The organism is Paracoccus sp. NBH48 (assembly GCF_015390265.1).
In the GTDB taxonomy this organism is placed as follows: domain Bacteria; phylum Pseudomonadota; class Alphaproteobacteria; order Rhodobacterales; family Rhodobacteraceae; genus Paracoccus; species Paracoccus marcusii.
Window position 1 is genome coordinate 780,796 of the sequence record NZ_VUOJ01000004.1, and the last position, 19,592, is coordinate 800,387.

Here is a 19,592-nt window from a genome sequence, read left to right on the forward strand (position 1 = left end):
TGTGCTCCGATCCGGGGCGATCAGGCCCCGGCCTCCTCGTTGTCGTCATCGTCCTGCAGGTCGTCTTCCGCATCCGTGTCGTCCAGCTCGGTCGGATCGACCCAGCCCAGCATCACGCGCGCAGTCATGACCATGGTCTGCGCATCTTCCAGCGTCACGCCATAGGGCTCCAGCAGGCCTTCGTCTTTGACGCGGGCACCGTTGACGGTGGTCCAGCCGCCGGCCAGCTCCCAGTCGGCGCAGGTCGCGAAATCTTCCAGCGTCTTGACGTCGTCCTTGGCCAGCGCCTCTACCATCTGGGGTGTCAGACCCTCGAATTCAATGAGGCTATCCTCGGCGCCCAAGGCACGCGCGGCGTCCAGGGCGGCCTTGTTCTTGGCCTCCAGCACGTCGCGGGGCGCGGGCTTGCAGCTCGGCTGCGGTGCCCTCGTCGACCCCGTCGATCGTCAGCAGCTCGTCCTGGTCGACATAGGCGACCTCCTCAAGGTTGGTGAACCCTTCGGCCACCAGCAGCTGGGCAAAGAACTCGTCCAGGTCCAGCTGTTCCATGAACAGCGCGGTGCGGGTGTTGAACTCTGCCTGACGACGCTTGGATTCCTCCTCGTCGGTCAGGATGTCGATGTCCAGGCCGGTCAGCTGGCTGGCCAGGCGCACGTTCTGGCCGCGACGCCCGATGGCCAGCGACAGCTGCTCGTCGGGGACGACGACCTCGATCTTGTTGGCCTCCTCGTCGAAGACGACCTTGCTAACCTCGGCGGGCTGCAGCGCGTTGACCAGGAAGGTCGCCTGGTCCTCGTTCCACGGGATGATGTCGATCTTCTCGCCCTGCAGTTCGCCGACGACGGCCTGCACGCGGCTGCCGCGCATGCCGACGCAGGCGCCGACCGGGTCGATGCTGCCGTCATGGCTGATCACGGCGATCTTGGCGCGCGAACCGGGGTCGCGGGCGACGGCCTTGATCTCGATCACGCCGTCATAGATCTCGGGGACTTCCATCTTGAACAGTTCGGCCATGAACTGCGGGTCGGTGCGCGACAGGAAGATCTGCGGCCCGCGCGTCTCGCGGCGCACGTCCTTGATATAGGCGCGGATGCGGTCGTTCGGACGATAGCTTTCGCGGCCGATCTTCTCGTTGCGGCGCAGGATCGCCTCTCCGCGACCCACATCGACGATGATGTTGCCGTATTCCTCGCGCTTGACGACACCGTTGATGATGCTGCCGGCGCGGTCCTTGAATTCCTCGTACTGGCGGTCGCGCTCGGCCTCGCGGACGCGCTGCAGGATCACCTGCTTGGCGGATTGCGCGGCGATGCGGCCCAGCTCGACCGGGGGGACCTGGTCGATGATCTCGTCGCCGATCTGGGGGTTGTCCAGATAGGGCTTGGCCTGCTCGACCGTCAGTTCGGCCTGATAGTTCTCGACGGCATCGTCGGCCACGACCGTGCGCACGCGCGTGAAGGTCGCGTTGCCGGTGCGGCGGTCGATCTTGACGCGGATGTCCATCTCCGCGCCGTAGCGGGACTTGGCGGCGCGGGCCAGGCTGTCTTCCATCGCTTCGATGACCAGCTCGGGCTCGATCATCTTCTCGCGGGCGACGGCTTCGGCCGTCTGCAGCAGTTCAAGCTGGTTGGCAGAGGTGATGGCCATCACTCACTCCTTGGGTTGCACGGCGGTCGCGCCGTCATCATCGGTTTCGATCTCGTCGAAGGCGGTTTCGTCCAGGTTGTCGATCTCGACCCCGGCTTCCTTCTTCTGACGCAGCATTTCCTTGATCAGCTCGTCCGTCAGGACCAGCTTGGCATCCGACAGCAGGTCGAAGTCCAGCCCGATCGTGTGGGTCTGGCCCTTGTCCTCGATGTTGATCAGCACCTCGGTGCCCTCGACGCCCGCCAGGACGCCCTTGAACTTCTTGCGCCCGTCGATCGCCTGGTTCAGGTCCAGCCGCGCCTCATAGCCCTCGAATGTCCCGAAGTCCTTCAGGCGGGTCAGGGGACGGTCGATGCCGGGGCTGGACACCTCGAGGTGATAGTTGTCCTCGATCGGGTCCTCGACATCCAGCGTGGCGCTGACCGCGGTCGAGATCTGGGCGCAGTCGTCCACGTTGATGCCGCCCTCGGGGCGGTCGGCCATGATCTGCAGCGTGGCGGTCTTGCCGCCCTGCAGGCGGACACGCACCAGCTCGTATCCCAGATCCTCGATCACCGGGGTGATGATCTCGGCCAGGCGGCGGTCGATCGCGGTCTTGGCGATCAGGTCGTTCGTGACGGGCAGATCGTCGGACATCAGATCCTCTTGGACAGGAAAAAGGGGCCGTCAGCGGGCCCCATGCGGAAGTTCCGGTGGGCAGGGTTTGGACGCCTGCACCGCTGTTGATCGGTCCTATAGCCAAAGGCGGGCCCGAATGCAAGCGATCTTAGGCGGCGGGTCGCGGCACGGCGGGGTTGTCGCGCCAGATGCGCCAGTTCAGTCCCGACGCGACGCCCAACCAAGCCAGATAGGGCAGCAGCATCGCTCCCGCGATCCGATCCAGCGACCAGAAGGTCACCGTCATGGCCGCGACCGTTACCAGCAGCGTGGCGATGATCGCCATGCCCAAGGCCATCCGCCGCGCCCCGAAGAAGACCGGCGTCCACAGCGTGTTCAGTGCGATCTGCGCCGCCCACAGGGCCAGCGCGGCCCCCGCGCCGGGCAGGCCCGCCACCCGCGTCGCGGCCGCGGCAGATAGCAGGTAGATCAATGTCCATGCCACGGGAAAGGCCCATTTCGGCGGGGTGAAGCCGGGCTTGCGCAGCCCGTCATACCACGCACCGGGCTTGAAGATGACGCCGGTCGCGGCGGCGGCGACGCTGGCCAGCAGGAAGATCGGGAACAGGATCAACGGGGAACCTTTCTGCTGCGGTCCTCGTCGCGGATGCCGTCCATGACGGCGGCCAGCTCTGCGGTGATGCGGGGTTCGGAGAGGGCGTGGCCCGATGCCGGGACCAGACGCAGTTCGGCCCGGTCCCACCCCTGGGCCAGCCGGTGCGCGCTGACGGGCGGGCAGACCATGTCATAGCGGCCCTGGACGATGATCGCGGGCAGGTGCTCGATCCGCCCGCGGTCGCGCAGCAGCTGCCCCTCGTCCAGGAAGCAGCCGTTGCTGAAATAGTGATTCTCCAGCCGGGCAAAGGCGCGGGCGTAATCGGCGGGGGCATGGCCCGCGGCCTGCGACTGCAGCCCCGCCAGCGCGTTTTCCCACATCAGCCAGGGTTGCGCGAATCGCGCCTGACGGCCCAGGTCGTCGTCGAACAGCCGCCGGTGATAGGCGCCGATCATGTCCTGGCGTTCGGATGGGGGGATCGGCTCCTGAAAGCGCTCCCACAGGTCGGGAAAGAACCGCGCGGCGCCCCCGCCATAGAACCAGTCCAGTTCGGACCGCATCCCCAGGAACACCCCGCGCAGCACCAGCCCGGTGACATGGTCCGGATGCGCCTGCGCATAGGCCAAGGCAAGCGTCGCCCCCCAGCTGCCGCCGAACAGCAGCCAGCGGTCGATGCCAAGGCGCGCGCGGATCAGGGCGATGTCGTCGATCAGGTGCGCAGTGGTGTTGGCCCGCACCGACGCGGTGGGCCGCGACCGCCCGCAGCCGCGCTGATCGAACAGCACCACGCGGTAATGCGCCGGGTCGAAAAAGCGCCGCATATAGGGGCTGCACCCACCGCCCGGCCCGCCATGCAGCACCAGAACGGGCCGGCCCTGCGGGTTGCCGCATTCCTCGGCGTACAGGATGTGGCCGTCGCCCACGTCGATCTCGTGGCGGGCAAAGGGTTCGACCGCCGGGTGAAGGCGGCCATGTGACGCGGAGATTTGTCCTGCCAATCGGTCCATCCTGCCACTATAAGCACAGACAACGCCGCCCGCCAGAAGGACCGCCCCCCAATGACCACGCCCAGCAGCATCGACCAGGCCGAGATCGCGAAATTCGAGGCGATGGCCGCCGAATGGTGGGGACCCCAACGGCAAGTTCCGCCCCCTGCACCTGATGAATCCGCTGCGGCTGGACTATATCCGCGACCAGATCGCGGCCGAATACGGGCGCGACCGGCGCAGCCTGCGGCCCTTCGCGGGGCTGCGGGTCCTGGACATCGGCTGCGGCGGCGGGCTGGCCAGCGAACCGATGGCGCGCTTGGGCGCGGATGTCGTGGGTGCGGATGCGACGCAGGTGAACATCGCCGTGGCCCAGACCCATGCCGATCAGCAGGGGCTGACGATCGATTACCGCGCCACCACGGCCGAGGCGCTGGTCGCGGCGGGCGAACGCTTTGACGCGGTCCTGGCGCTGGAGATCGTCGAACATGTCGCCGACCCCGCGGCCTTCGTCGCGACCTGCCACGACCTGCTGCGCCCCGGCGGGCTGCTGATCCTGTCGACGCTGAACCGGACCGCGCGCAGCTTCGGCGCGGCGATCATCGGGGCGGAATGGATCATGCGCTGGCTGCCGCGCGGCACGCATGACTGGGCGCGGTTCATCACCCCGGACGAATTGGCCGCCCATGCGCAGGCGGCGGGGCTGATGGTCGCGGATCGCAAGGGGATGGTGTTCAACCCGATCACCTTCGGCTGGTCGATGTCGGATCGCGACCTGGCGGTGAACTACATCATGACGGCACGTCGGGCCTGAGGCCTCAGGGCTTGGGCGGGTCGGCCTCCAGCCGCAGGCGCAGCTCGCGCAGGACGGGCAGGGCGCCGCGCACCCGGTCCGCGCCGATGTCGCGCACTACGCCGGCGATCAGCGGCATGAAGCCCGCGATGGCCTGATCGCGCGCGGCCCGGCCCGCCGTGCTGATCGACACGAACTTGCGCCGCGCATCGTCCCAATCGGGGCGAATGTGCACATGGCCCGCCCATTCCAGCCGCGCCAGCGTGTTGGTCATGGCGCCCCGCGTGATGTGGAACGCCGCCGCCAGCTGGGCGGGGGTGCGTTCCTCGTTCACGTGGGCCAGAAGATTCAGCACCGAAAAATGCGAAATCTGCATCCCCTTGGGCAGCGCCTTGCCGATCAGGTTGCGCGACAGCTGGTCGGCGATCAGCACCTCGGCGAACAGGCTTGCGGCCAACCGGTCGGTGGACCGGGCCTCGGCGGCTTTGTCAGGGTTGGGCGCAGGTGTCGTCATGGCCTTCCGGGGCCGCAAAGGGCCTGTCGTGATACAGCGAGGGAATGCGAGACCGTGCCTCATCCACCGCCGAAAGGTCAAGGGATACAATGGTGATGCCGGGATCGTCCCCGCCATCGGCCAGCACCCGGCCCCAGGGGTCGACGACCAGCGAATGGCCGTGGCTGCGCCGGGCGGGGCGGTCCGGGCTGTGGGGCGCGGGGTGGGTGCCGCATTGCGCAGGCGCCAGCACGAAGCACCCGGTCTCGATCGCGCGGGCGCGCAGCAGCGTCTCCCAATGGGCGGCCCCCGTGACCGGATTGAAGGCCGACGGCACGGTCAGGATGCGCGCGCCCGCCTGCGCCAGCGCCCGGTACAGGTGCGGAAAGCGCAGGTCATAGCAGACCGTCATGCCCAGCACCGTCCCGGCCGCGGGGGCCGTGACCGCCCGGTCGCCGGGGCGATAGGCGGCGCTTTCGCGATAGGATTCGCTGTCGCTGATGGTCACGTCGAACATGTGCAGCTTGTCATAGCGGGCCGCGACCGTCCCGTCGGGGGCGATCAGCAGGCTGCGGTTGGCGAACCGCCCGTCCGCGTCGCCGCTGGCCAAGGCCAGCGATCCGACCAGCAGCCAGATGTCCAGCGCCCGCGCCTCAGCCCGCAGGGCGGCCAGGGTCGCGTCCTGATCCTCGGGGCGCAGCAGGGTGGCCTGACGCGCGCGGTCGGGGGACAGCAGGTTCGTCGCCTCGGGCGTCAGGACCAGCCGCGCGCCCCGGCCCGCGGCCTTGCGGATCAGGGCGATCGTGGGGCCAAGATTCGCGGCCGGGTCGTCGCCGACCGTCAGCTGGATCAGCCCGACGGTCAGCGCGCCCATCAGGCGGCGCCCTTGAGCAGCGGGTCCAGCTTGCCCGACCGCTCCAGCGCATAGAGGTCGTCGCAGCCGCCGACATGCGTGGTGCCCACGAAGATCTGCGGCACGCTGCGCTTGCCCGCGCGTTTCGTCATCTTGTCGCGAAGCGCCGGGTCGGCGCCGACGTCGATTTCCGTATAGGACGCGCCCTTCTGGTCCAGAAGCTGCTTGGCGCGGATGCAGAAGGGGCAGGTGCGGGTGGTATAGATCTCGATGCTCATGGCGGTCCTTTTTGGTGGCTGCCCCCTATCTAGTGATCCTTGACCGCGCGTGCCAGCACCGCCACCGAAACCGGCCCCGATCCCGCCGCCAGCAGCGCCAGCGCCGCCGCGTGGATCGTGGCCCCCGACGCCATCACGTCGTCGACCAGCATCACCGGCCGCCCCGCCACGCCCGCCGTGCGACGCGGATGCACGGCCAGGGCGTCCTGCTGGTTGGCATAGCGGTCGGCCACGCCGCGATGGTCCTGCGCCTGCGTGTGGCGCACCCGCACCAGCAGGTCGGCCTGGTGATCCAGCCCCAGGGCGCGCGCCACCCGGCCCGACACCTGCGCGGACTGGTTGTACTTGCGTTTTGCCAGGCGGCGCAGATGCAGGGGCACCGGGGCCACGATCATGCCGGGCATCGCCAATGGTGCCGCCGCCTGCGCCAGCCACGCGGCCATGGGCGGGGCCAGGTCCAGCCGGTCGCCATGCTTCAGCGCCAGGATCAGCCTGCGCGCGGTGCCGCCATAGACCATCGCCGCGCGCCCCCGCGTCCAGGGCCGCACCGTGCCCAGGCAGTCGTCGCAGACCAGCACCATGTCAATGCCCGACCCGTCATCGGGCAGCGGCGCCCCGCAGCAATCGCAGCAGGCGCCGGTGATGAAGGCAGCCTCGGGCCAGCAGTCGGCGCACAGATGCACGGCCCCCGCGCCCCCGTCGGCCACCCCCGCGCCGCAGGACAGGCATTGGGGCGGATAGAACAGCCGCAGCGCGGCTTTCATCGCCCCCGAAAGCACCTTATGTTCCCGTCCCATGAGTGACCCCAGACCCGCCCTGACCGATCGCATCGCCCTGACCCGCCAGCGCCGCCGCGCCCAACGGGACGGCATGGTCGACCTGTTCCACCAGATCGCCGCCGACGAGATCCACGATAGGCTGGCCGAGGTTAACAGAACCTTTACGGCCCCCGCCCTGGTGACCGGTTTTCCCGACATCTGGGGCCCGCGCTTTCCCGATGCGCGGGTGGTGGCGGACGACCCGGTGCTGGACCTGGAACCCGGCGCGCATGACCTGGTGATCCACGCCCTGTCGCTGCACTGGGCGGACGATCCGGTCGGGCAGATGGTGCAATGCCGCCGCGCCCTGCGCGAGGACGGGCTGTTCATCGGCGTCCTGTTCGGCGGCCAGACCCTGTCCGAACCCCGCGCCGCCCTGGCCCAGGCCGAAGCCGAGATCACCGGTGGTTTGTCGCCCCGGATCCTGCCGATGGGAGAGATCCGCGACCTGGGCGGCCTGCTGGCCCGCGCGGGATTGGCGTTGCCGGTGGCCGACCTGCTGCCGCAGCGCGCCAGCTATCGCGACCTGTTCCACCTGGGCCGCGACCTGCGTGCGATGGGCGAGGGCAACGCCATGGCCGCGCGCCTGCGCCGGCCCACCCCGCGCGCCGTGCTGGCCCGCGCCGCCGATCTGCTGGCCGCCCACAGTCCCGACCGCGACGATCCGTCCCGTGTCGCCGTCACCTTCGATCTGGTCTTTCTGACGGGCTGGGCGCCCTCGGACAGCCAGCCAAAGCCCCTGCGCCCCGGATCGGCCACCACCTCGCTGGCCGATGCGCTGACAAAACTCAGGAAGTCATGATGAGACCCACCCACGCGCCTGCCGACCATCCCGCGGTCAAGCCCGCCAAGACCGGCATCCTGATCGCCAATCTGGGCACGCCGGACGGCTATGACTACTGGTCGATGCGCCGCTATCTGAACGAGTTCCTGTCCGACCGCCGCGTCGTCGACGTGAACCGCCTGATCTGGCAGCCGCTGCTGCAGGGGGTGATCCTGACCAAGCGCCCGTTCAGTTCCGGCAAGAACTACAAGCTGATCTGGAACCACGAGGCGAACGAAAGCCCGCTGCTGACCATCACCAAGGCCCAGACCCGCGCGCTGGCGCAGATGGCGCATGACGAATGGGGCGATCAGGTGATGGTCGATTTCTGCATGCGCTATGGCAATCCATCGACCGGGGACGTGGTGCGACGGATGGTCGATGCGGGCTGTCGGCGGATCGTGTTCCTGCCGCTTTATCCGCAATATGCGGGGCCGACCTCGGCCACGGCCAACGACCAGCTGTTCCGCGTCCTGATGAAGGAGACCTGGCAGCCCGCCGTGCGCACGGTCGAGCCCTATGTGAACCGCCCCGACTACATCAAGGCGCTGGCCGACAGCGTGCGCCGCGCGCTGGACGGCAAGGTGCCGAAGAAGCTGGTCGCCAGCTATCACGGCATGCCCAAGCGCTATCTGATGCAGGGCGATCCCTATCACTGCCAGTGCCAGAAGACGTCGCGCCTGCTGCGCGAGGAGCTGGGCTGGCCCGAGGGGATCATCGACACGACCTTCCAGTCGGTCTTTGGCCGCGAGGAGTGGTTGAAGCCCTATACGGTGGAGCATGTGGCCGAGCTGGCCAAGCAGGGCCATACCGACATCGCGGTGATCTCTCCGGCGTTCTCGTCGGACTGCATCGAGACGCTGGAGGAGATCAACGGCGAGATCAAGGAGGCCTTCGAGGAGGCCGGGGGGCACGAATTCCAGTACATCCCCTGCCTGAACGACGACCCCGCCCATATCCGCGTCATGCTGGAGGTGGTGCGCGAGAACATCGGCGGCTGGGTGCAGCCGCGCTGAGCGTCGGCGCGTTCACGCCAAGTTGGGTTTGATCCGGTGCGAGGCATTGGATAGGACTAGGCCATGTGCGCGAGGAGAGTGGCCGGAACATGAAGAAAATCAACGCGCTTGCGATTCTGGGCCTGATCGTGCTGGGCGCGTGCGGCCCGCGCAACCTGGCGCCTGCGCCGATGGCCATGCCCATGGACCCGGCCGCGGCGGCGGCGCCGGTGGTCGACGACAACGCGGCCATCGCGGGGCGCGTGCTGCAGCAGATCAACACGCTGCGCGGCAATATCGGCCTGTCCCCGCTGCAGCCCAGCCCCGCGCTGGAGGCGGCGTCGCTGGTCCATTCGCGTGACATGTCGGCCCAGAACCGGGCCTGGCACTGGGGGTCGGACGGATCGTCGCCCCTGGACCGGGCGCAGCGTCAGGGGTTCGGCGGAGAGATCATCGGCGAGAACATCTCGGAGACCTACGAGAACGAGATCGAGACGCTGGCCGCATGGATGTCCACGCGAGACACCCGCGACGTGATCATGGACCCGACCGCGACGCAGCTGGGCTTTGCCTGGTTCAAGGAGCCGTCGGGCAAGGTCTGGTGGACGCTGCTGACCGGACGCTAGGCATCGGGCGGCCCCATGCGGGGCCGCATCGGTCGCGGGGGTCAGGGATAGATGACGACCGGCGTGCCGGGCATCAGCATCGCATAGATTTCCTGGATTTCCTCGTCGGTGACGGCGATGCAGCCGGCCGTCCAGTCGCGCTGGCGCGGGAACAGGTTGTTGCCCTGGGGTCCGCGGCCGTGGATGAAGATGTCGCCGCCCGGATCCATGCCGTACTGCTCGGCGAAGGCGCGGTCGTTGGGGTTCGGATACGAGATGCCCACCGACAGGTGGAACGCGCTGCGCGGGTTGAAGCGGTCGATGTAATAGACGCCTTCGGGGGTCTTGCCGTCGCCCGAGAACTGCTTGTGCCCCACCGGCTGGTTGCCCAGGCTGATGTCATAGGACCGGACCGGCGTGCTGCCGCTGAACAGGTGCATGCGACGCTGACCCTTGTTCACCTGCACCTGGGTGATCGGCGGCCCGGAATAGCGCTGGAACTTGCTGGGTTGCTGCGGCTTTCCACAGGCAGCCAGCAGGGCCAGCATCGAAATCGTGAACGTCCGACGGGTGGTTCTGATCATCACTGCCTCTGAAGCGTTTTTGATTTTTTATGGGCCCGGAATATCACGGATACACCATGCCTGCCTAGCGGTGCGTTAACGCCGCCACCAGTTCGACATGCGGGGAAAACCGGAACTGGTCGACCACCCACAGTCGGTCGATGCCATAGCCGGCATCGGCCAGAATCCGCGCATCCTTGGCAAAACTGACCGGGTCACAGGACACGGCCGCCACCACCCGGACGCGAGCGGCGGCGATCTGACGCATCTGCGCCTCGGCCCCGGCGCGGGGCGGGTCGATCACGATCGCGTCAAACCGGGCCAGTTCATCGGGCATCAGCGGCCTGCGGGCCAGATCGCGGACCGCGGTCGTGACACGGTTCAGGCCGGACGTGGCCCGCCACGCCGAATCAAGGGCGGACAGGGGTGCGGCCAGCCCCTCGACCGCATGGACGGCGGCCTGTTCCGCCAAGGGCAGCGTGAAGGTCCCGCAGCCCGCGAAAAGATCGGCGACCCTGGACGCGCCCGCCACGGTGTCGCGCACCGCAGCCAGCAGTGCGGCCTCGCCCTGGGCGGTGGCCTGCAGAAAGGCACCGGGCGGGGGGACGACATGCGCACGCCCCATCGGCAGGGCGGGCGCGCGGCGGGTGATGGCCTGGCCATCCCAGTCCAGCCGCGCCAGATCGCCCTCGTCCGCCAAGGCGGCCAGGGCCTGGAACAGCGCAGGGTCCATCGGCTTGCCGCCACGCACGGCGACGTCCAGCCCGGCCGGACCATGGATGACGACCAGCGACAGTTCCGCCGCGCGCGACGCCCCGGCAATGACGATGCGGCGCAGCAGCGGCAGCGCGGCCAGGATCTGCGGGCGCAGCACGTGGCATTCGGTCAGATCGACGATCACGTCGGATGCGCGGCCATGAAACCCCACGGTCGCGCCCTTCTTCGTGCGCCGCCCCGACAGCACGGCCCTGCGGCGGCTGTTCGGCGCCGACACGTGGACCTGCGGCAGGGGCGCCGCGATCCCCTGGGCCGCCAGCGCGGTCAGCACGACCTGGGTCTTCCAGACGGTAGTGAAGGCGTCGGTCGCGTGCATCAGCGAACAGCCCCCGCAGGCGCGGTAATGGCCGCAGACGGGACGGATGCGGTCCGGGGACGGGGTGACGATGCGCGGTGCGGCGATGCGGCCGTCCAGGGCCTCGCCCTCGACGACCTCTCCGGGCAGGACCAGGGGGGCCAGCGCGCGGGCGTCGCCCGACAGGGCCACGCCGTCGCCCTTGCGGCCAAGCCGCTCGATCGTCCAATGGGTCATTCGGCAGCCTCTTCGGTGCCCAGGAAACCGCCCGACTGGCGGTTCCAGTAGCGGGCATAGCGGCCGTCGCGGGCCAGCAGGTCGTCATGACCGCCCTGTTCGACGATGCGCCCGTCCTCGATCACCAGGATGCGGTCCAGTTCGGCGATGGTGGACAGGCGGTGCGCGATGGCCAGAACGGTCTTGCCGCGCATGGCGCGGGTCAGGGCATCCTGGACCTGGGCCTCGACCTCGCTGTCCAGCGCACTGGTCGCCTCGTCCAGGACCAGGATCGGCGCGTCCTTGAGGAAGGCGCGGGCCAGGGCGATGCGCTGGCGCTGGCCGCCCGACAGCTTGACGCCGCGTTCGCCCAGATAGGCGTCGTACCCGGTGCGGCCCGCGTAATCCTCCAGCGTCGGGATGAAGTCATGCGCCTCGGCCGCCTTGGCGGCGGCCACGACCTCGTCCTGCGTCGCGTCGGGGCGACCGTACAGGATGTTGTCGCGGGCGGATCGGTTGAACATGGCGGTGTCCTGGGTGACCATCGCCACCTGGCGGCGCAGGCTTTCCTGGGTCACATCGCGCAGGTCGTGGCCGTCGATGCGGATGGTGCCCCGTTCGACATCGTAGAGCCGCAGCAGCAGGCCGACCAGCGTCGTCTTGCCCGCGCCGGACGCGCCGACGATGCCGATCTTCTCTCCGGCCGGGATGGTCAGGGTCAGGTCGCGGATGCCGCCCGCGTCGCGGCCATAGGCGAATTCGACATGGTCGAACTCGATCCGGCCCTGCACGCGCGACAGGGTCCGGGCACCGGGGCGGTCGGTCAGGGCATGGGGCGGGGACAGGGTCTTCATCCCGTCCTCGACCTCTCCGATGCTGCCCCACATGCCCATCAGGGCCATGCTGACCCACCCGGTCATCTGCGACAGGCGCATGGCGATGGCACCGCTGGCGGCGACATCGCCCACGGTCGCGGTGCCGTCGCGCCACAGCAGGATCGCGCCGCCGACCAAAATCACCGGCAGGATCCCCGCCACGACCATCAGCGACAGCCGGAACCAGGTAGAGACGACGCCGAAATCCAGCGCGCGTTCGCGGAACCCGGCCATCGCGCCCAGGGCGGCCTGATCCTCGTGGTCGGCATGGGCGAACAGCTTGACCGTCTTGATGTTGGTGATGGTGTCGACGACCTGTCCGGTGACATTGGCCCGCGCCGATGCGCGTGCGCCCGATTTCGCGCGGATGCGCGGCAGGAAGAACCGGATCAGCGCGAAATAGGCCGCCAGCCAGACCAGCAGCGCCACCGCGCCCCAGCCATCGACGGCCAGCAGGAAGGCCGCCGATCCCAGCACGGATGCTAGGGCGAATGCCACCACGTTCACCATCTCGGATGCGACATCGGTCACCGCGCGCGCGGTCTGCATCTGCTTTTGCGCCAGCCGCCCGGCAAAGTCGTTGTCGAAGAAGGTGACCGCATGTCCCATCGTCCAGCGATGCAGGCGCGACAACACCAGCGGCAGGATGTTCGGCCCGATGATCACGTTCGAGCTGGCCGTGGACAGGCCATAGATCGCCGGGCGCACCACCAGGAAGAACCCCGCGAACAGCGCGACCAGGCCCCAGTTCTGGTCCCAGAAGACGCCGGGCGCGCTGGTCGTGACCGCATCGACGACCATCCCCAGCAGCAGCGCCGAGACGACATCCGCCACCCCGCCCAAGGCGGAGGCGATGGCGGCAAAGCCCAGCCCCGGCCAGGCGCCCGACAGGCACCAGCGGAAGAAGGCCATCAGCGTGGCGGGCGGCGCGCCCTCGGCTGGGCGAAAGGCGTCGACCATGCGGCCGAAGCGGGTGTGCAGGCTCATTCGTCGTCCTTCCCGGCCAGGCGGGCCGCGTCGATCAGGGCAGGGGCGGGCAGGGTGAAGGCCGATGCGATCCACGCCTCCTCCGCGGCCTTCAGGGCCCGTCCCAAGGCAGGCCCCTGCAGCGGGGCCAGGTCGGCGGCGGCCACGGGCAGGGGGGACCGGGTCGCCCGCGCGATGCGGGCCTGCCAGTCGGGGGGCAGCGGGTGGCCGTCGGCGGCCATCAGGGCGGCATGGTCGGTCGCGGCATCCGCGCCCAGGTGCCACGCTGCGCGGTCCAGTGACCAGCCGCGCGCCCGGTCAAGCGCCGCCAGCGCGCGCTGATCGGCGCGCGACAGGCGCAGGTCGGGCTGGACCGGGCCAAGCGCCGCCAGACGGCGCAGCCAGCCGCCGGGCGCGGGTTCGGCGTCCAGCAGCGCCTGCAGGCGCGCGGCATCGGCACCGGGCAGCAACTGATGCAGCACCCCCGTCTGGTCCATCAGCGCGACCGCCGGGCCGGGGTCGGGCGCGTCCAGCAGTTTCTTCAGTTCCGCCCCGATGCGTTCGCGGGCGATGCGCGACAGGCCGTCGCGATGCGCGCCGCAGGCGGCGACGGCGGCCGGGTCGGCATCCTGCCCATAGCGGGCCAGAAAGCGGAAGAAGCGCAGGATGCGCAGGTAATCCTCGGTGATCCGCGCGTGGGCGTCGCCGACAAAGCGCAGGCGACGCGCGGCCAGATCGGGCAGGCCGCCCATCGGATCGATCACCGCCCCGTCGCGGGCCGCGTAAAGCGCGTTGATGGTGAAATCGCGCCGCGCCGCGTCCTGGGCCAGGTCGGTCGAGAACGCGACCACGGCATGACGCCCGTCAGTGTCGAGGTCCCGGCGAAAGGTCGTGACCTCGAACCCGCGCCCGCCGGCGATCAGCGTCACGGTGCCGTGGTCGATGCCCGTGGGCACCGCACGCAGGCCCGCAGCCTGCGCCAGTCGGGTCACCCGGTCGGGCAGGGCGTCGGTCGCGATGTCGATGTCGTCGATAAGCTGGCCCAACAGCGCGTTGCGCACCGCGCCGCCCACCAGATAGGCGTGATCGCCCTCTGCCTGCAGCGCGTCCAGCACCCGGATCAGGGCGGCATCCTCCAGCACATGCGCGGGTAACCGGGTCATAGGCGCCGCGCCAGTCCCAGCAGGATGCGCGCGGTCGCGCCCCACAGGTAATAGGGCCCGAACGGCGCCGCGTGATAGCTGCGCCAGCCGCCGCGCCAGCGCCGGCGTTCGACGCGATACCGGGCGGGGTCAGCGACATGCGCAAAGGGCAAGTCGAACGCCTCCTGCACCTCTCCGGCCTCGGGGACGGGGGCGAAGGGGCCGTCGATCACGGCCAAAACCGGGGTCACGGAAAAGCCTGTGACGGTCCGGTGCGGCGGCAGGCATCCCAGCACGCGCACTTGGGAGGGGTCCAGGCCGATCTCCTCGCGCGCCTCGCGCAGGGCGGCAGCGACGGCATCGGCGTCGCCCGGATCGACCTTGCCGCCGGGCAGGGCGATCTGCCCGGGGTGGTGGCGCAGCCCCGACGCGCGCTTGGTCAGGACCAGGCGCCCGTCATCGGCGCGAAACGCCGCCAGCACCCCCGCCGGGCGCAGGGGCGCGTCCGGCGGCGCGGCTTCGGGGTTCAAGTCATAGTCAGAGCTGGGGTCCGCCGCGCGACGCAGGGCGTCGCGCAGGCGGGATTCGGACCACTCCGTCACTCGGCCGCCTTGTCGCTGTCGCTGTCGGGCAGGGGGTTGCCGTCGGCATCCACCGTCGCCTCGAAGCCCAGGCTTTGCGGGTCGAAGACGTAATGCGCGCCGCAGAACTGGCAATCGGCGGTCACGGTCCCCTCCGGGGTGGTCATGTGCGCGATATCCTTGGCCGAATAGATCGACAGCGTGCCCCGCACCCGGTCGGCGTCGCAGGAACAGCCGAATTCCACCCGATGCGCGTCAAAGACCCGCGGCGTCTCCTCGTGGAACAGGCGCAGCAGCAGGTCGGTCGGGCCGACGGTGGGGCCGATCAGCTCCAGCGTCTCGACCGTGTCCAGCAGGATGTTGGCCCGGCTCCAATCCTCGGATTCCGCGCCCTGCAGGATGTCGGCCGCCTCGATCAGCCCGCCCTCGCCGCTGCCGCCCTCGGTCGGCTGCGCCGGATTGCCGGGCAAAGTCTGCAGCATCATGCCGCCGGCGCGCCACTGCGTGTCCTGACCGGACAGGCGCGACTGACCCGATGCCAGCTGGAACCGCGTCGGCAGCTGTTCGGATTGCGCGAAATAGGTTTGCGCGCAGGCCGACAGCGACCCGCCCGTCAGCGGCGTGATGCCCTGATAGGGGGTGCTGCCCGGTCCCTGGTCGATCAGGATGGCGAAATAGCCCTCTCCGATCTGCTCGAAGGGGGCGCGGGCATCCAGGCGATCGGGGTCGAAGCTGGCCCAGGCCCGGATGCGGGCGGGCTTGCCCTCGCCCTCGGGGGCGAAGTAGTCGGCGGCCAGCGTGCGGATCGCGCCGTTGCCGCGCACCTGCAGGCTCAGCTTCCAACGCAGCTTGACGGTCGGGCCGATTAGCGCGGTCAGCAGCGCGATCTCGGCGACCATGGCGCTGACGGCGGGCGGATAGTCGTGGCGCGACAGGATATGGTCCAAGACGCCGTCCAGACGCACCACGCGGCCCCGGATGGAGCTGCGGTCAAGTTGAAAGGGCAGTACGGTGTCGTCCCAGGCGATCTGGTTGATCTTGCTCATGATTGATCCTTGAGGTGGTGTCGGCGCCGACATTGCGCGCCCGGTTGCGCCCAATATAAGGCATTTTCCGCCGATCCCAAGGGGGCCCGGGCACGCCGCTTTCCGCCACGCCCGGTCCGGGCTATCACGGGCGGGCAATCAGACAGGTGCCCCATGATCCCGCGTTTCGGACAACCGCCGCTGACCGGACCCCGCTATCGCCGCAGGCCCGGCGCCTATGCGATCCTGTGGCGCGACGGGCGCATCCTACTGACGCATCAGCAGGCGCCCGAACCCGAATTCCAGCTGCCCGGCGGCGGCATCGACCCTGGAGAGCATGCCCTGGCGGCCCTGCACCGCGAGGTGGCCGAGGAGACCGGCTGGACCATCGGCGCGCCGCGCTATCTGGGCAGCTATCGGCGGTTCTGCTTCATGCCCGATTACGACATGCACGCCGAAAAGCGCTGTCAGATCTGGGTGGCACGGCCGATCAGCCGCCTGTCGCCGCCGACCGAACCGGGACACAGTGCGCATTGGATGACGCCCGCGCAGGCGATGGACGCGCTGGCCGATCCGGGGTCGCGTGCGGCGCTGTCGGGGTGGCTGGCGGGACGCTAGCCGTCGTCCAGGCGGATGACCTTGCCCGTGCCACGAAACTCGACCAGCACCGCGGACATGTCGTCCTGCCGTTCGCCGCGGCAATATTCCGACACCGACCAGGCCATCGATTCCAGGAAGGAATGGCCGTTCAGGAAGGCGTTGGTGCGCATCACCGCCTCCAGCCCGTCATTGCCCAGCTGGCGGCCGTTGGGGGTCGTGGCCTCGGTGATGCCGTCGGATGCGATCAGCAGACGGTCGCCGGGACCAAGGGTGATGTCGATCTCGTCGAAGAGCGGGCTTTCGAAGACGCCGATCGGCATGCCGCCCGCGCCCAGATGCGTCACCGTGCCGTCGGCCCGTTGCAGCGCGGGGTGGGGGTGCCCCGCCTGAACCATGCGCAGATGCCCGGTCATGTGGTTCAGCTCGGCATAGATCATGGTGAAGTAGGTGTCGGTGTTCATCTCCTCCAACATCATCGTGTTGAAGAAATGTGCCAGCGCCGCCGGCCCCCCCGCATCCGCCCCGCCAAGCGCGCCGCGCAGCGCGATGTTCTGGTCGGACGACCCCGACAGGTGCACCGACAGCTGCGCCGTCAGCAGCGCCCGCGGTCACGCCATGCCCCGATACGTCCAGCGCATAGAGGCCAAGCCTGTCGTCGCCGATGGGAAAGAACCCCACCAGGTCGCCGCCGATATGGCCCGCCGGGCGCAACAGCAGGCTGATCTCGATCTGGCCGAACCGCCCGGAGCGTTCGCGCACCAGCCCCTGCTGAAGCTTGCGCGCCTCGCGCAGGTCGCGTTCCATCGCGGCCTGGGTCTCGGACAGCTGAGACAGGGCCTGGCGCAGCTGGGTGTTGCTGGCGCGCAGCTCCTCCTCGATGCGCAGGATGCGTTCGCCGGCGGCAAGGCGCGCCAGCAGTTCCTGGGGTGCCACGGGCTTGGTCAGGAAATCGTCGGCGCCGGCCTGCAAGCCCTCGGTGATGGCATGGGCGTCGGCATTCGACGTCAGCAGCACGAAATAGCCATAATTCGGGCGCGACAACTGGCGGAACGCGGCGCAGAACTGCAGGCCGGTCATCTCGGGCATAACCCAATCCGACAGCACAAGGTCCGGGGCCAGCCTTTCGCACAGCTGCAGCGCCTCGGCCCCGTTGGCGGCCTCGATCACGTCATAGCCGCCGCGTTTCAGCAGCCGCGCCAGCAGCCGGCGTTGCGCGGCGCTGTCATCGACCAGCAGCACCAGCCGCTTCTGCTTGGGCGGTGCCGTGTCGGAGAGGGGAGAGGGGCGATTCGCGGCTGTCATGGGACCATGCATAGCGTGCCGGTCGTAAATTTCGGGTAAACCGCCCCGTTTCCCGCGGTTAAACTTTTCGCAACGCGACCGCGCTAGACAGGGGCATGTCAGCGATTCGAAGGGTTTGGGGAATGATCGATTGGAACCGCGTGATCGAGCTGCGCGACGAGCTTGGCCCCGAGGAGCTTTTGCCCATCATCGACATGATCCTGGTCGAGATCGAGGCGCATCTGTTCGCGTTGAACAGCCGCACCCTGCACCTGGCCGAGGACCTGCACCTGCTGCGCGGCCTGGCGCTAAACATCGGCTTCACCGAGTTCTGCGCCCAGTGCCTGCGCGCCGAACAGCAGCTGGCCCGCGGCGACCAGACGGCCCTGGCCCCCGCGGCGCTGCGCGCCAGCTTCGGCCATACAAAGCAGCTGTTCCTGCGCGATCTGCCGCATGTGATGGACGGCGACCAGGGCGGCCAGGCCGCCGCCCGCGCGTCGTGATCAGACCAGCAGTTCCGACAGGATGCCGTCGTTCGTGATGTCGCGATAGGCAAAGCCCGACCGGTCCAGCCGCGCCATCAGCGTGATCAGGTTGGCCGGGTCCGACGTCTCGATCCCGATCAGCACCGAACCAAAGTTGCGGGCGGATTTCTTGAGATATTCGAACCGCGCGATGTCGTCGTTCGGTCCCAGCAGGTCCAGGAAATCGCGCAGCGCGCCCGGGCGCTGCGGCATGCGCAGCACGAAATACTTCTTCACGCCCTGGAACCGCTGAGCCCGCTCCTTGACCTCGGGCAGGCGTTCGAAGTCGAAATTGCCGCCCGAACAGACCGCGACGACCGTCTTGCCGGACAGGTCGCCCAGATCGCCCAGCACGTCCAACGCCAGCGCGCCCGCGGGTTCCAGCACCACGCCTTCGGTGTTCAGCATCTCCAGCATGGTGCGGCAGATGCGGTCCTCGGGGGCCAGATAGACGTCGGCGGGGGTAAAGCGCTGCAGCGCCTCGAAGGGCAGGGCCCCGATGCGCGCGACTGCGGCACCGTCGACGAAGCTGTCCACCGCCGGCAGGGCCACGGGCGCCCCCTCCTGCAGTGCGGCCTTGAGGCTGGCGCCGCCCAGGGGTTCGGCAAAGGCAAAGCGGGTGTCCGGCGCCTGGGTCGCCAGCAGCTTCGTGACGCCCGCTGACAGGCCGCCCCCGCCCACGGGCAGCACGACCAGGTCGGGCGCGCGGCCAAGCTGCGCCAGCATCTCCATGCCGACGGTCGCCTGCCCCTCGATCACGTCGGGGGCGTCGAAGGGCGACAGGAACTGCGCGCCCTGTTCGGCGCAGAAGGCCTGGGCCGCGGCCAGGGTCTGGTCGAAATAGTCGCCCTTCAGCACGATCTCGATCGCGTCTCCGCCGAACATGCGGGTCTTGTCGATCTTCTGTCCCGGCGTGGTGATCGGCATGAAGATCGTGCCGCGCGCGCCGAAATGGCGGCAGGCATAGGCCACGCCCTGGGCATGGTTGCCCGCACTGGCGCAGACGAAATGCCCGGGCGCGCCGGGCGTGACCTGCTTGCGCATCGCGTTGAACGCCCCGCGCAGCTTGTAGCTGCGCACGGGGGTCAGGTCCTCGCGCTTGAGCCAGATGTCGGCGCCGTATTTCGCCGACAGATGGTCGTTGCGTTGCAGGGGCGTAGGCTCGAACAGGTCGCGAAGCGCGGCCTCGGCCAGACGGACGGCGGCGACAAAGTTTTCCATGCCCCGCCCATGCCGCGAAACG

20 protein-coding genes and 3 pseudogenes are annotated in these 19,592 nt (G+C 69.1%); 6 read left to right on the top strand and 17 right to left on the bottom strand.

All coding sequences use genetic code 11. The features are described 5' to 3' along the window. Window positions 1–20 precede the first annotated feature (20 nt). The 4 genes and pseudogenes from nusA to pip all read right to left on the bottom strand — a co-directional run bounded on the left by nusA (window position 21) and on the right by pip (window position 3,867). Window positions 21–1,647: pseudogene (gene nusA, locus F1642_RS10705) on the bottom strand (transcription termination factor NusA). Window positions 1,648–1,650: 3 nt separating this feature from the next. Then, the gene (rimP, locus tag F1642_RS10710) at window positions 1,651–2,283 is read right to left on the bottom strand and encodes a ribosome maturation factor RimP (RefSeq protein ID WP_045999958.1); all 633 of its coding nucleotides are present in this window, start codon (window positions 2,281–2,283) and stop codon (window positions 1,651–1,653) included. 130 nt (window positions 2,284–2,413) lie between these two features. Continuing rightward, the gene (locus tag F1642_RS10715; RefSeq protein ID WP_206692724.1) at window positions 2,414–2,878 is read right to left on the bottom strand and encodes a TspO/MBR family protein; all 465 of its coding nucleotides are present in this window, start codon (window positions 2,876–2,878) and stop codon (window positions 2,414–2,416) included. Next, window positions 2,875–3,867, bottom strand: a complete 993-nt coding sequence (gene pip, locus F1642_RS10720) for a prolyl aminopeptidase (RefSeq protein ID WP_045981368.1) — start codon at window positions 3,865–3,867, stop codon at window positions 2,875–2,877. Before pip ends, F1642_RS10715 begins: the two co-directional genes overlap by 4 nt. 51 nt (window positions 3,868–3,918) lie before the next feature. Here pip and ubiG point away from each other — a divergent pair. Next, a pseudogene (gene ubiG, locus F1642_RS10725) lies at window positions 3,919–4,660 on the top strand (bifunctional 2-polyprenyl-6-hydroxyphenol methylase/3-demethylubiquinol 3-O-methyltransferase UbiG). Window positions 4,661–4,664: 4 nt separating this feature from the next. Here the strand turns inward: ubiG and F1642_RS10730 are convergent. From F1642_RS10730 to F1642_RS10745, 4 genes are read right to left on the bottom strand one after another with little or no spacing between them, the layout of a single operon-like run. After that, window positions 4,665–5,153, bottom strand: coding sequence for a MarR family winged helix-turn-helix transcriptional regulator (locus tag F1642_RS10730; protein ID WP_045981366.1), 489 nt, complete (start codon window positions 5,151–5,153; stop codon window positions 4,665–4,667). Next, entirely contained in the window at window positions 5,128–5,997 is an 870-nt protein-coding gene (locus F1642_RS10735) for a carbon-nitrogen hydrolase family protein (protein ID WP_194886266.1), read from the bottom strand. The genes F1642_RS10730 and F1642_RS10735 overlap by 26 nt, the downstream gene beginning before the upstream one ends. A gap of 8 nt (window positions 5,998–6,005) precedes the next feature. Beyond that, window positions 6,006–6,263: a glutaredoxin 3 gene (gene grxC / locus F1642_RS10740; RefSeq protein ID WP_045981364.1), complete on the bottom strand. Its 258-nt coding sequence runs from the start codon at window positions 6,261–6,263 to the stop codon at window positions 6,006–6,008. A gap of 29 nt (window positions 6,264–6,292) precedes the next feature. Then, the gene (locus F1642_RS10745; RefSeq protein WP_194886208.1) at window positions 6,293–7,027 is read right to left on the bottom strand and encodes a ComF family protein; all 735 of its coding nucleotides are present in this window, start codon (window positions 7,025–7,027) and stop codon (window positions 6,293–6,295) included. A 31-nt stretch (window positions 7,028–7,058) separates the two neighbouring features. On the opposite strand from F1642_RS10745, the gene F1642_RS10750 reads away from it, so the two are divergent. The 3 genes from F1642_RS10750 (at window position 7,059) to F1642_RS10760 (ending at window position 9,525) form a co-directional block, all read left to right on the top strand. Next, entirely contained in the window at window positions 7,059–7,883 is an 825-nt protein-coding gene (locus tag F1642_RS10750) for an SAM-dependent methyltransferase (RefSeq protein WP_127897820.1), read from the top strand. After that, window positions 7,880–8,920 (top strand): ferrochelatase, encoded by a 1,041-nt coding sequence (gene hemH, locus F1642_RS10755; protein WP_194886209.1) that lies wholly within the window; start codon window positions 7,880–7,882, stop codon window positions 8,918–8,920. Before F1642_RS10750 ends, hemH begins: the two co-directional genes overlap by 4 nt. An 89-nt stretch (window positions 8,921–9,009) precedes the next feature. Beyond that, the gene (locus tag F1642_RS10760) at window positions 9,010–9,525 is read left to right on the top strand and encodes a CAP domain-containing protein (RefSeq protein ID WP_045999965.1); all 516 of its coding nucleotides are present in this window, start codon (window positions 9,010–9,012) and stop codon (window positions 9,523–9,525) included. A 41-nt stretch (window positions 9,526–9,566) separates the two neighbouring features. On the opposite strand, the gene F1642_RS10765 is transcribed toward F1642_RS10760, so the two are convergent. The 6 genes from F1642_RS10765 to F1642_RS10790 form a co-directional block, all read right to left on the bottom strand. Beyond that, window positions 9,567–10,088 (bottom strand): murein L,D-transpeptidase family protein, encoded by a 522-nt coding sequence (locus tag F1642_RS10765; RefSeq protein ID WP_045981359.1) that lies wholly within the window; start codon window positions 10,086–10,088, stop codon window positions 9,567–9,569. A gap of 64 nt (window positions 10,089–10,152) precedes the next feature. Continuing rightward, window positions 10,153–11,376, bottom strand: coding sequence for a class I SAM-dependent RNA methyltransferase (locus F1642_RS10770; RefSeq protein ID WP_194886210.1), 1,224 nt, complete (start codon window positions 11,374–11,376; stop codon window positions 10,153–10,155). Beyond that, on the bottom strand, window positions 11,373–13,217 hold the full coding sequence (locus F1642_RS10775) for an ABC transporter ATP-binding protein (protein WP_194886211.1): 1,845 nt from the start codon (window positions 13,215–13,217) through the stop codon (window positions 11,373–11,375). Before F1642_RS10775 ends, F1642_RS10770 begins: the two co-directional genes overlap by 4 nt. Then, window positions 13,214–14,359: a CCA tRNA nucleotidyltransferase gene (locus F1642_RS10780; protein WP_194886212.1), complete on the bottom strand. Its 1,146-nt coding sequence runs from the start codon at window positions 14,357–14,359 to the stop codon at window positions 13,214–13,216. The genes F1642_RS10775 and F1642_RS10780 overlap by 4 nt, the downstream gene beginning before the upstream one ends. Beyond that, window positions 14,356–14,940, bottom strand: a complete 585-nt coding sequence (locus tag F1642_RS10785; protein ID WP_246071325.1) for a CoA pyrophosphatase — start codon at window positions 14,938–14,940, stop codon at window positions 14,356–14,358. Before F1642_RS10785 ends, F1642_RS10780 begins: the two co-directional genes overlap by 4 nt. Beyond that, on the bottom strand, window positions 14,937–15,965 hold the full coding sequence (locus F1642_RS10790) for an Hsp33 family molecular chaperone HslO (RefSeq protein WP_194886213.1): 1,029 nt from the start codon (window positions 15,963–15,965) through the stop codon (window positions 14,937–14,939). Before F1642_RS10790 ends, F1642_RS10785 begins: the two co-directional genes overlap by 4 nt. 153 nt (window positions 15,966–16,118) lie before the next feature. On the opposite strand from F1642_RS10790, the gene F1642_RS10795 reads away from it, so the two are divergent. Continuing rightward, window positions 16,119–16,562, top strand: a complete 444-nt coding sequence (locus F1642_RS10795) for an NUDIX domain-containing protein (protein ID WP_045999969.1) — start codon at window positions 16,119–16,121, stop codon at window positions 16,560–16,562. Here F1642_RS10795 and F1642_RS15875 read toward each other — a convergent pair. Together F1642_RS15875 and F1642_RS15880 are read right to left on the bottom strand one after the other, a co-directional pair. Next, on the bottom strand, window positions 16,559–17,122 hold the full coding sequence (locus F1642_RS15875) for a PP2C family protein-serine/threonine phosphatase (RefSeq protein WP_370582861.1): 564 nt from the start codon (window positions 17,120–17,122) through the stop codon (window positions 16,559–16,561). The genes F1642_RS10795 and F1642_RS15875 overlap by 4 nt on opposite strands. Before the next feature lie 385 nt (window positions 17,123–17,507). Further along, window positions 17,508–17,858: pseudogene (locus tag F1642_RS15880) on the bottom strand (PleD family two-component system response regulator); the annotation flags it as partial. Between the two features lie 110 nt (window positions 17,859–17,968). Here F1642_RS15880 and F1642_RS10805 point away from each other — a divergent pair. Continuing rightward, a complete protein-coding gene (locus F1642_RS10805) occupies window positions 17,969–18,328 on the top strand; it encodes an Hpt domain-containing protein (RefSeq protein WP_194886214.1) in 360 nt (119 codons plus the stop codon). On the opposite strand, the gene ilvA is transcribed toward F1642_RS10805, so the two are convergent. Next, complete coding sequence (gene ilvA / locus F1642_RS10810; RefSeq protein WP_045983339.1) at window positions 18,329–19,570, bottom strand: threonine ammonia-lyase IlvA; 1,242 nt, start codon at window positions 19,568–19,570, stop codon at window positions 18,329–18,331. Window positions 19,571–19,592 lie beyond the last annotated feature (22 nt).

Excerpts from the sequence above, each read along its gene's own strand:
- rimP (WP_045999958.1), bottom strand. The coding sequence starts at position 2,283 with ATGTCCGACGATCTGCCCGTCACGAACGACCTGATCGCCAAGACCGCG.
- pip (WP_045981368.1), bottom strand. The coding sequence starts at position 3,867 with ATGGACCGATTGGCAGGACAAATCTCCGCGTCACATGGCCGCCTTCAC.
- F1642_RS10730 (WP_045981366.1), bottom strand. The coding sequence starts at position 5,153 with ATGACGACACCTGCGCCCAACCCTGACAAAGCCGCCGAGGCCCGGTCC.
- grxC (WP_045981364.1), bottom strand. The coding sequence starts at position 6,263 with ATGAGCATCGAGATCTATACCACCCGCACCTGCCCCTTCTGCATCCGC.
- F1642_RS10745 (WP_194886208.1), bottom strand. The coding sequence starts at position 7,027 with ATGAAAGCCGCGCTGCGGCTGTTCTATCCGCCCCAATGCCTGTCCTGC.
- F1642_RS10750 (WP_127897820.1), top strand. The coding sequence starts at position 7,059 with ATGAGTGACCCCAGACCCGCCCTGACCGATCGCATCGCCCTGACCCGC.
- hemH (WP_194886209.1), top strand. The coding sequence starts at position 7,880 with ATGATGAGACCCACCCACGCGCCTGCCGACCATCCCGCGGTCAAGCCC.
- F1642_RS10760 (WP_045999965.1), top strand. The coding sequence starts at position 9,010 with ATGAAGAAAATCAACGCGCTTGCGATTCTGGGCCTGATCGTGCTGGGC.
- F1642_RS10765 (WP_045981359.1), bottom strand. The coding sequence starts at position 10,088 with ATGATCAGAACCACCCGTCGGACGTTCACGATTTCGATGCTGGCCCTG.
- F1642_RS10770 (WP_194886210.1), bottom strand. The coding sequence starts at position 11,376 with ATGACCCATTGGACGATCGAGCGGCTTGGCCGCAAGGGCGACGGCGTG.
- F1642_RS10775 (WP_194886211.1), bottom strand. The coding sequence starts at position 13,217 with ATGAGCCTGCACACCCGCTTCGGCCGCATGGTCGACGCCTTTCGCCCA.
- F1642_RS10780 (WP_194886212.1), bottom strand. The coding sequence starts at position 14,359 with ATGACCCGGTTACCCGCGCATGTGCTGGAGGATGCCGCCCTGATCCGG.
- F1642_RS10790 (WP_194886213.1), bottom strand. The coding sequence starts at position 15,965 with ATGAGCAAGATCAACCAGATCGCCTGGGACGACACCGTACTGCCCTTT.
- F1642_RS10795 (WP_045999969.1), top strand. The coding sequence starts at position 16,119 with ATGATCCCGCGTTTCGGACAACCGCCGCTGACCGGACCCCGCTATCGC.
- F1642_RS10805 (WP_194886214.1), top strand. The coding sequence starts at position 17,969 with ATGATCGATTGGAACCGCGTGATCGAGCTGCGCGACGAGCTTGGCCCC.
- ilvA (WP_045983339.1), bottom strand. The coding sequence starts at position 19,570 with ATGGAAAACTTTGTCGCCGCCGTCCGTCTGGCCGAGGCCGCGCTTCGC.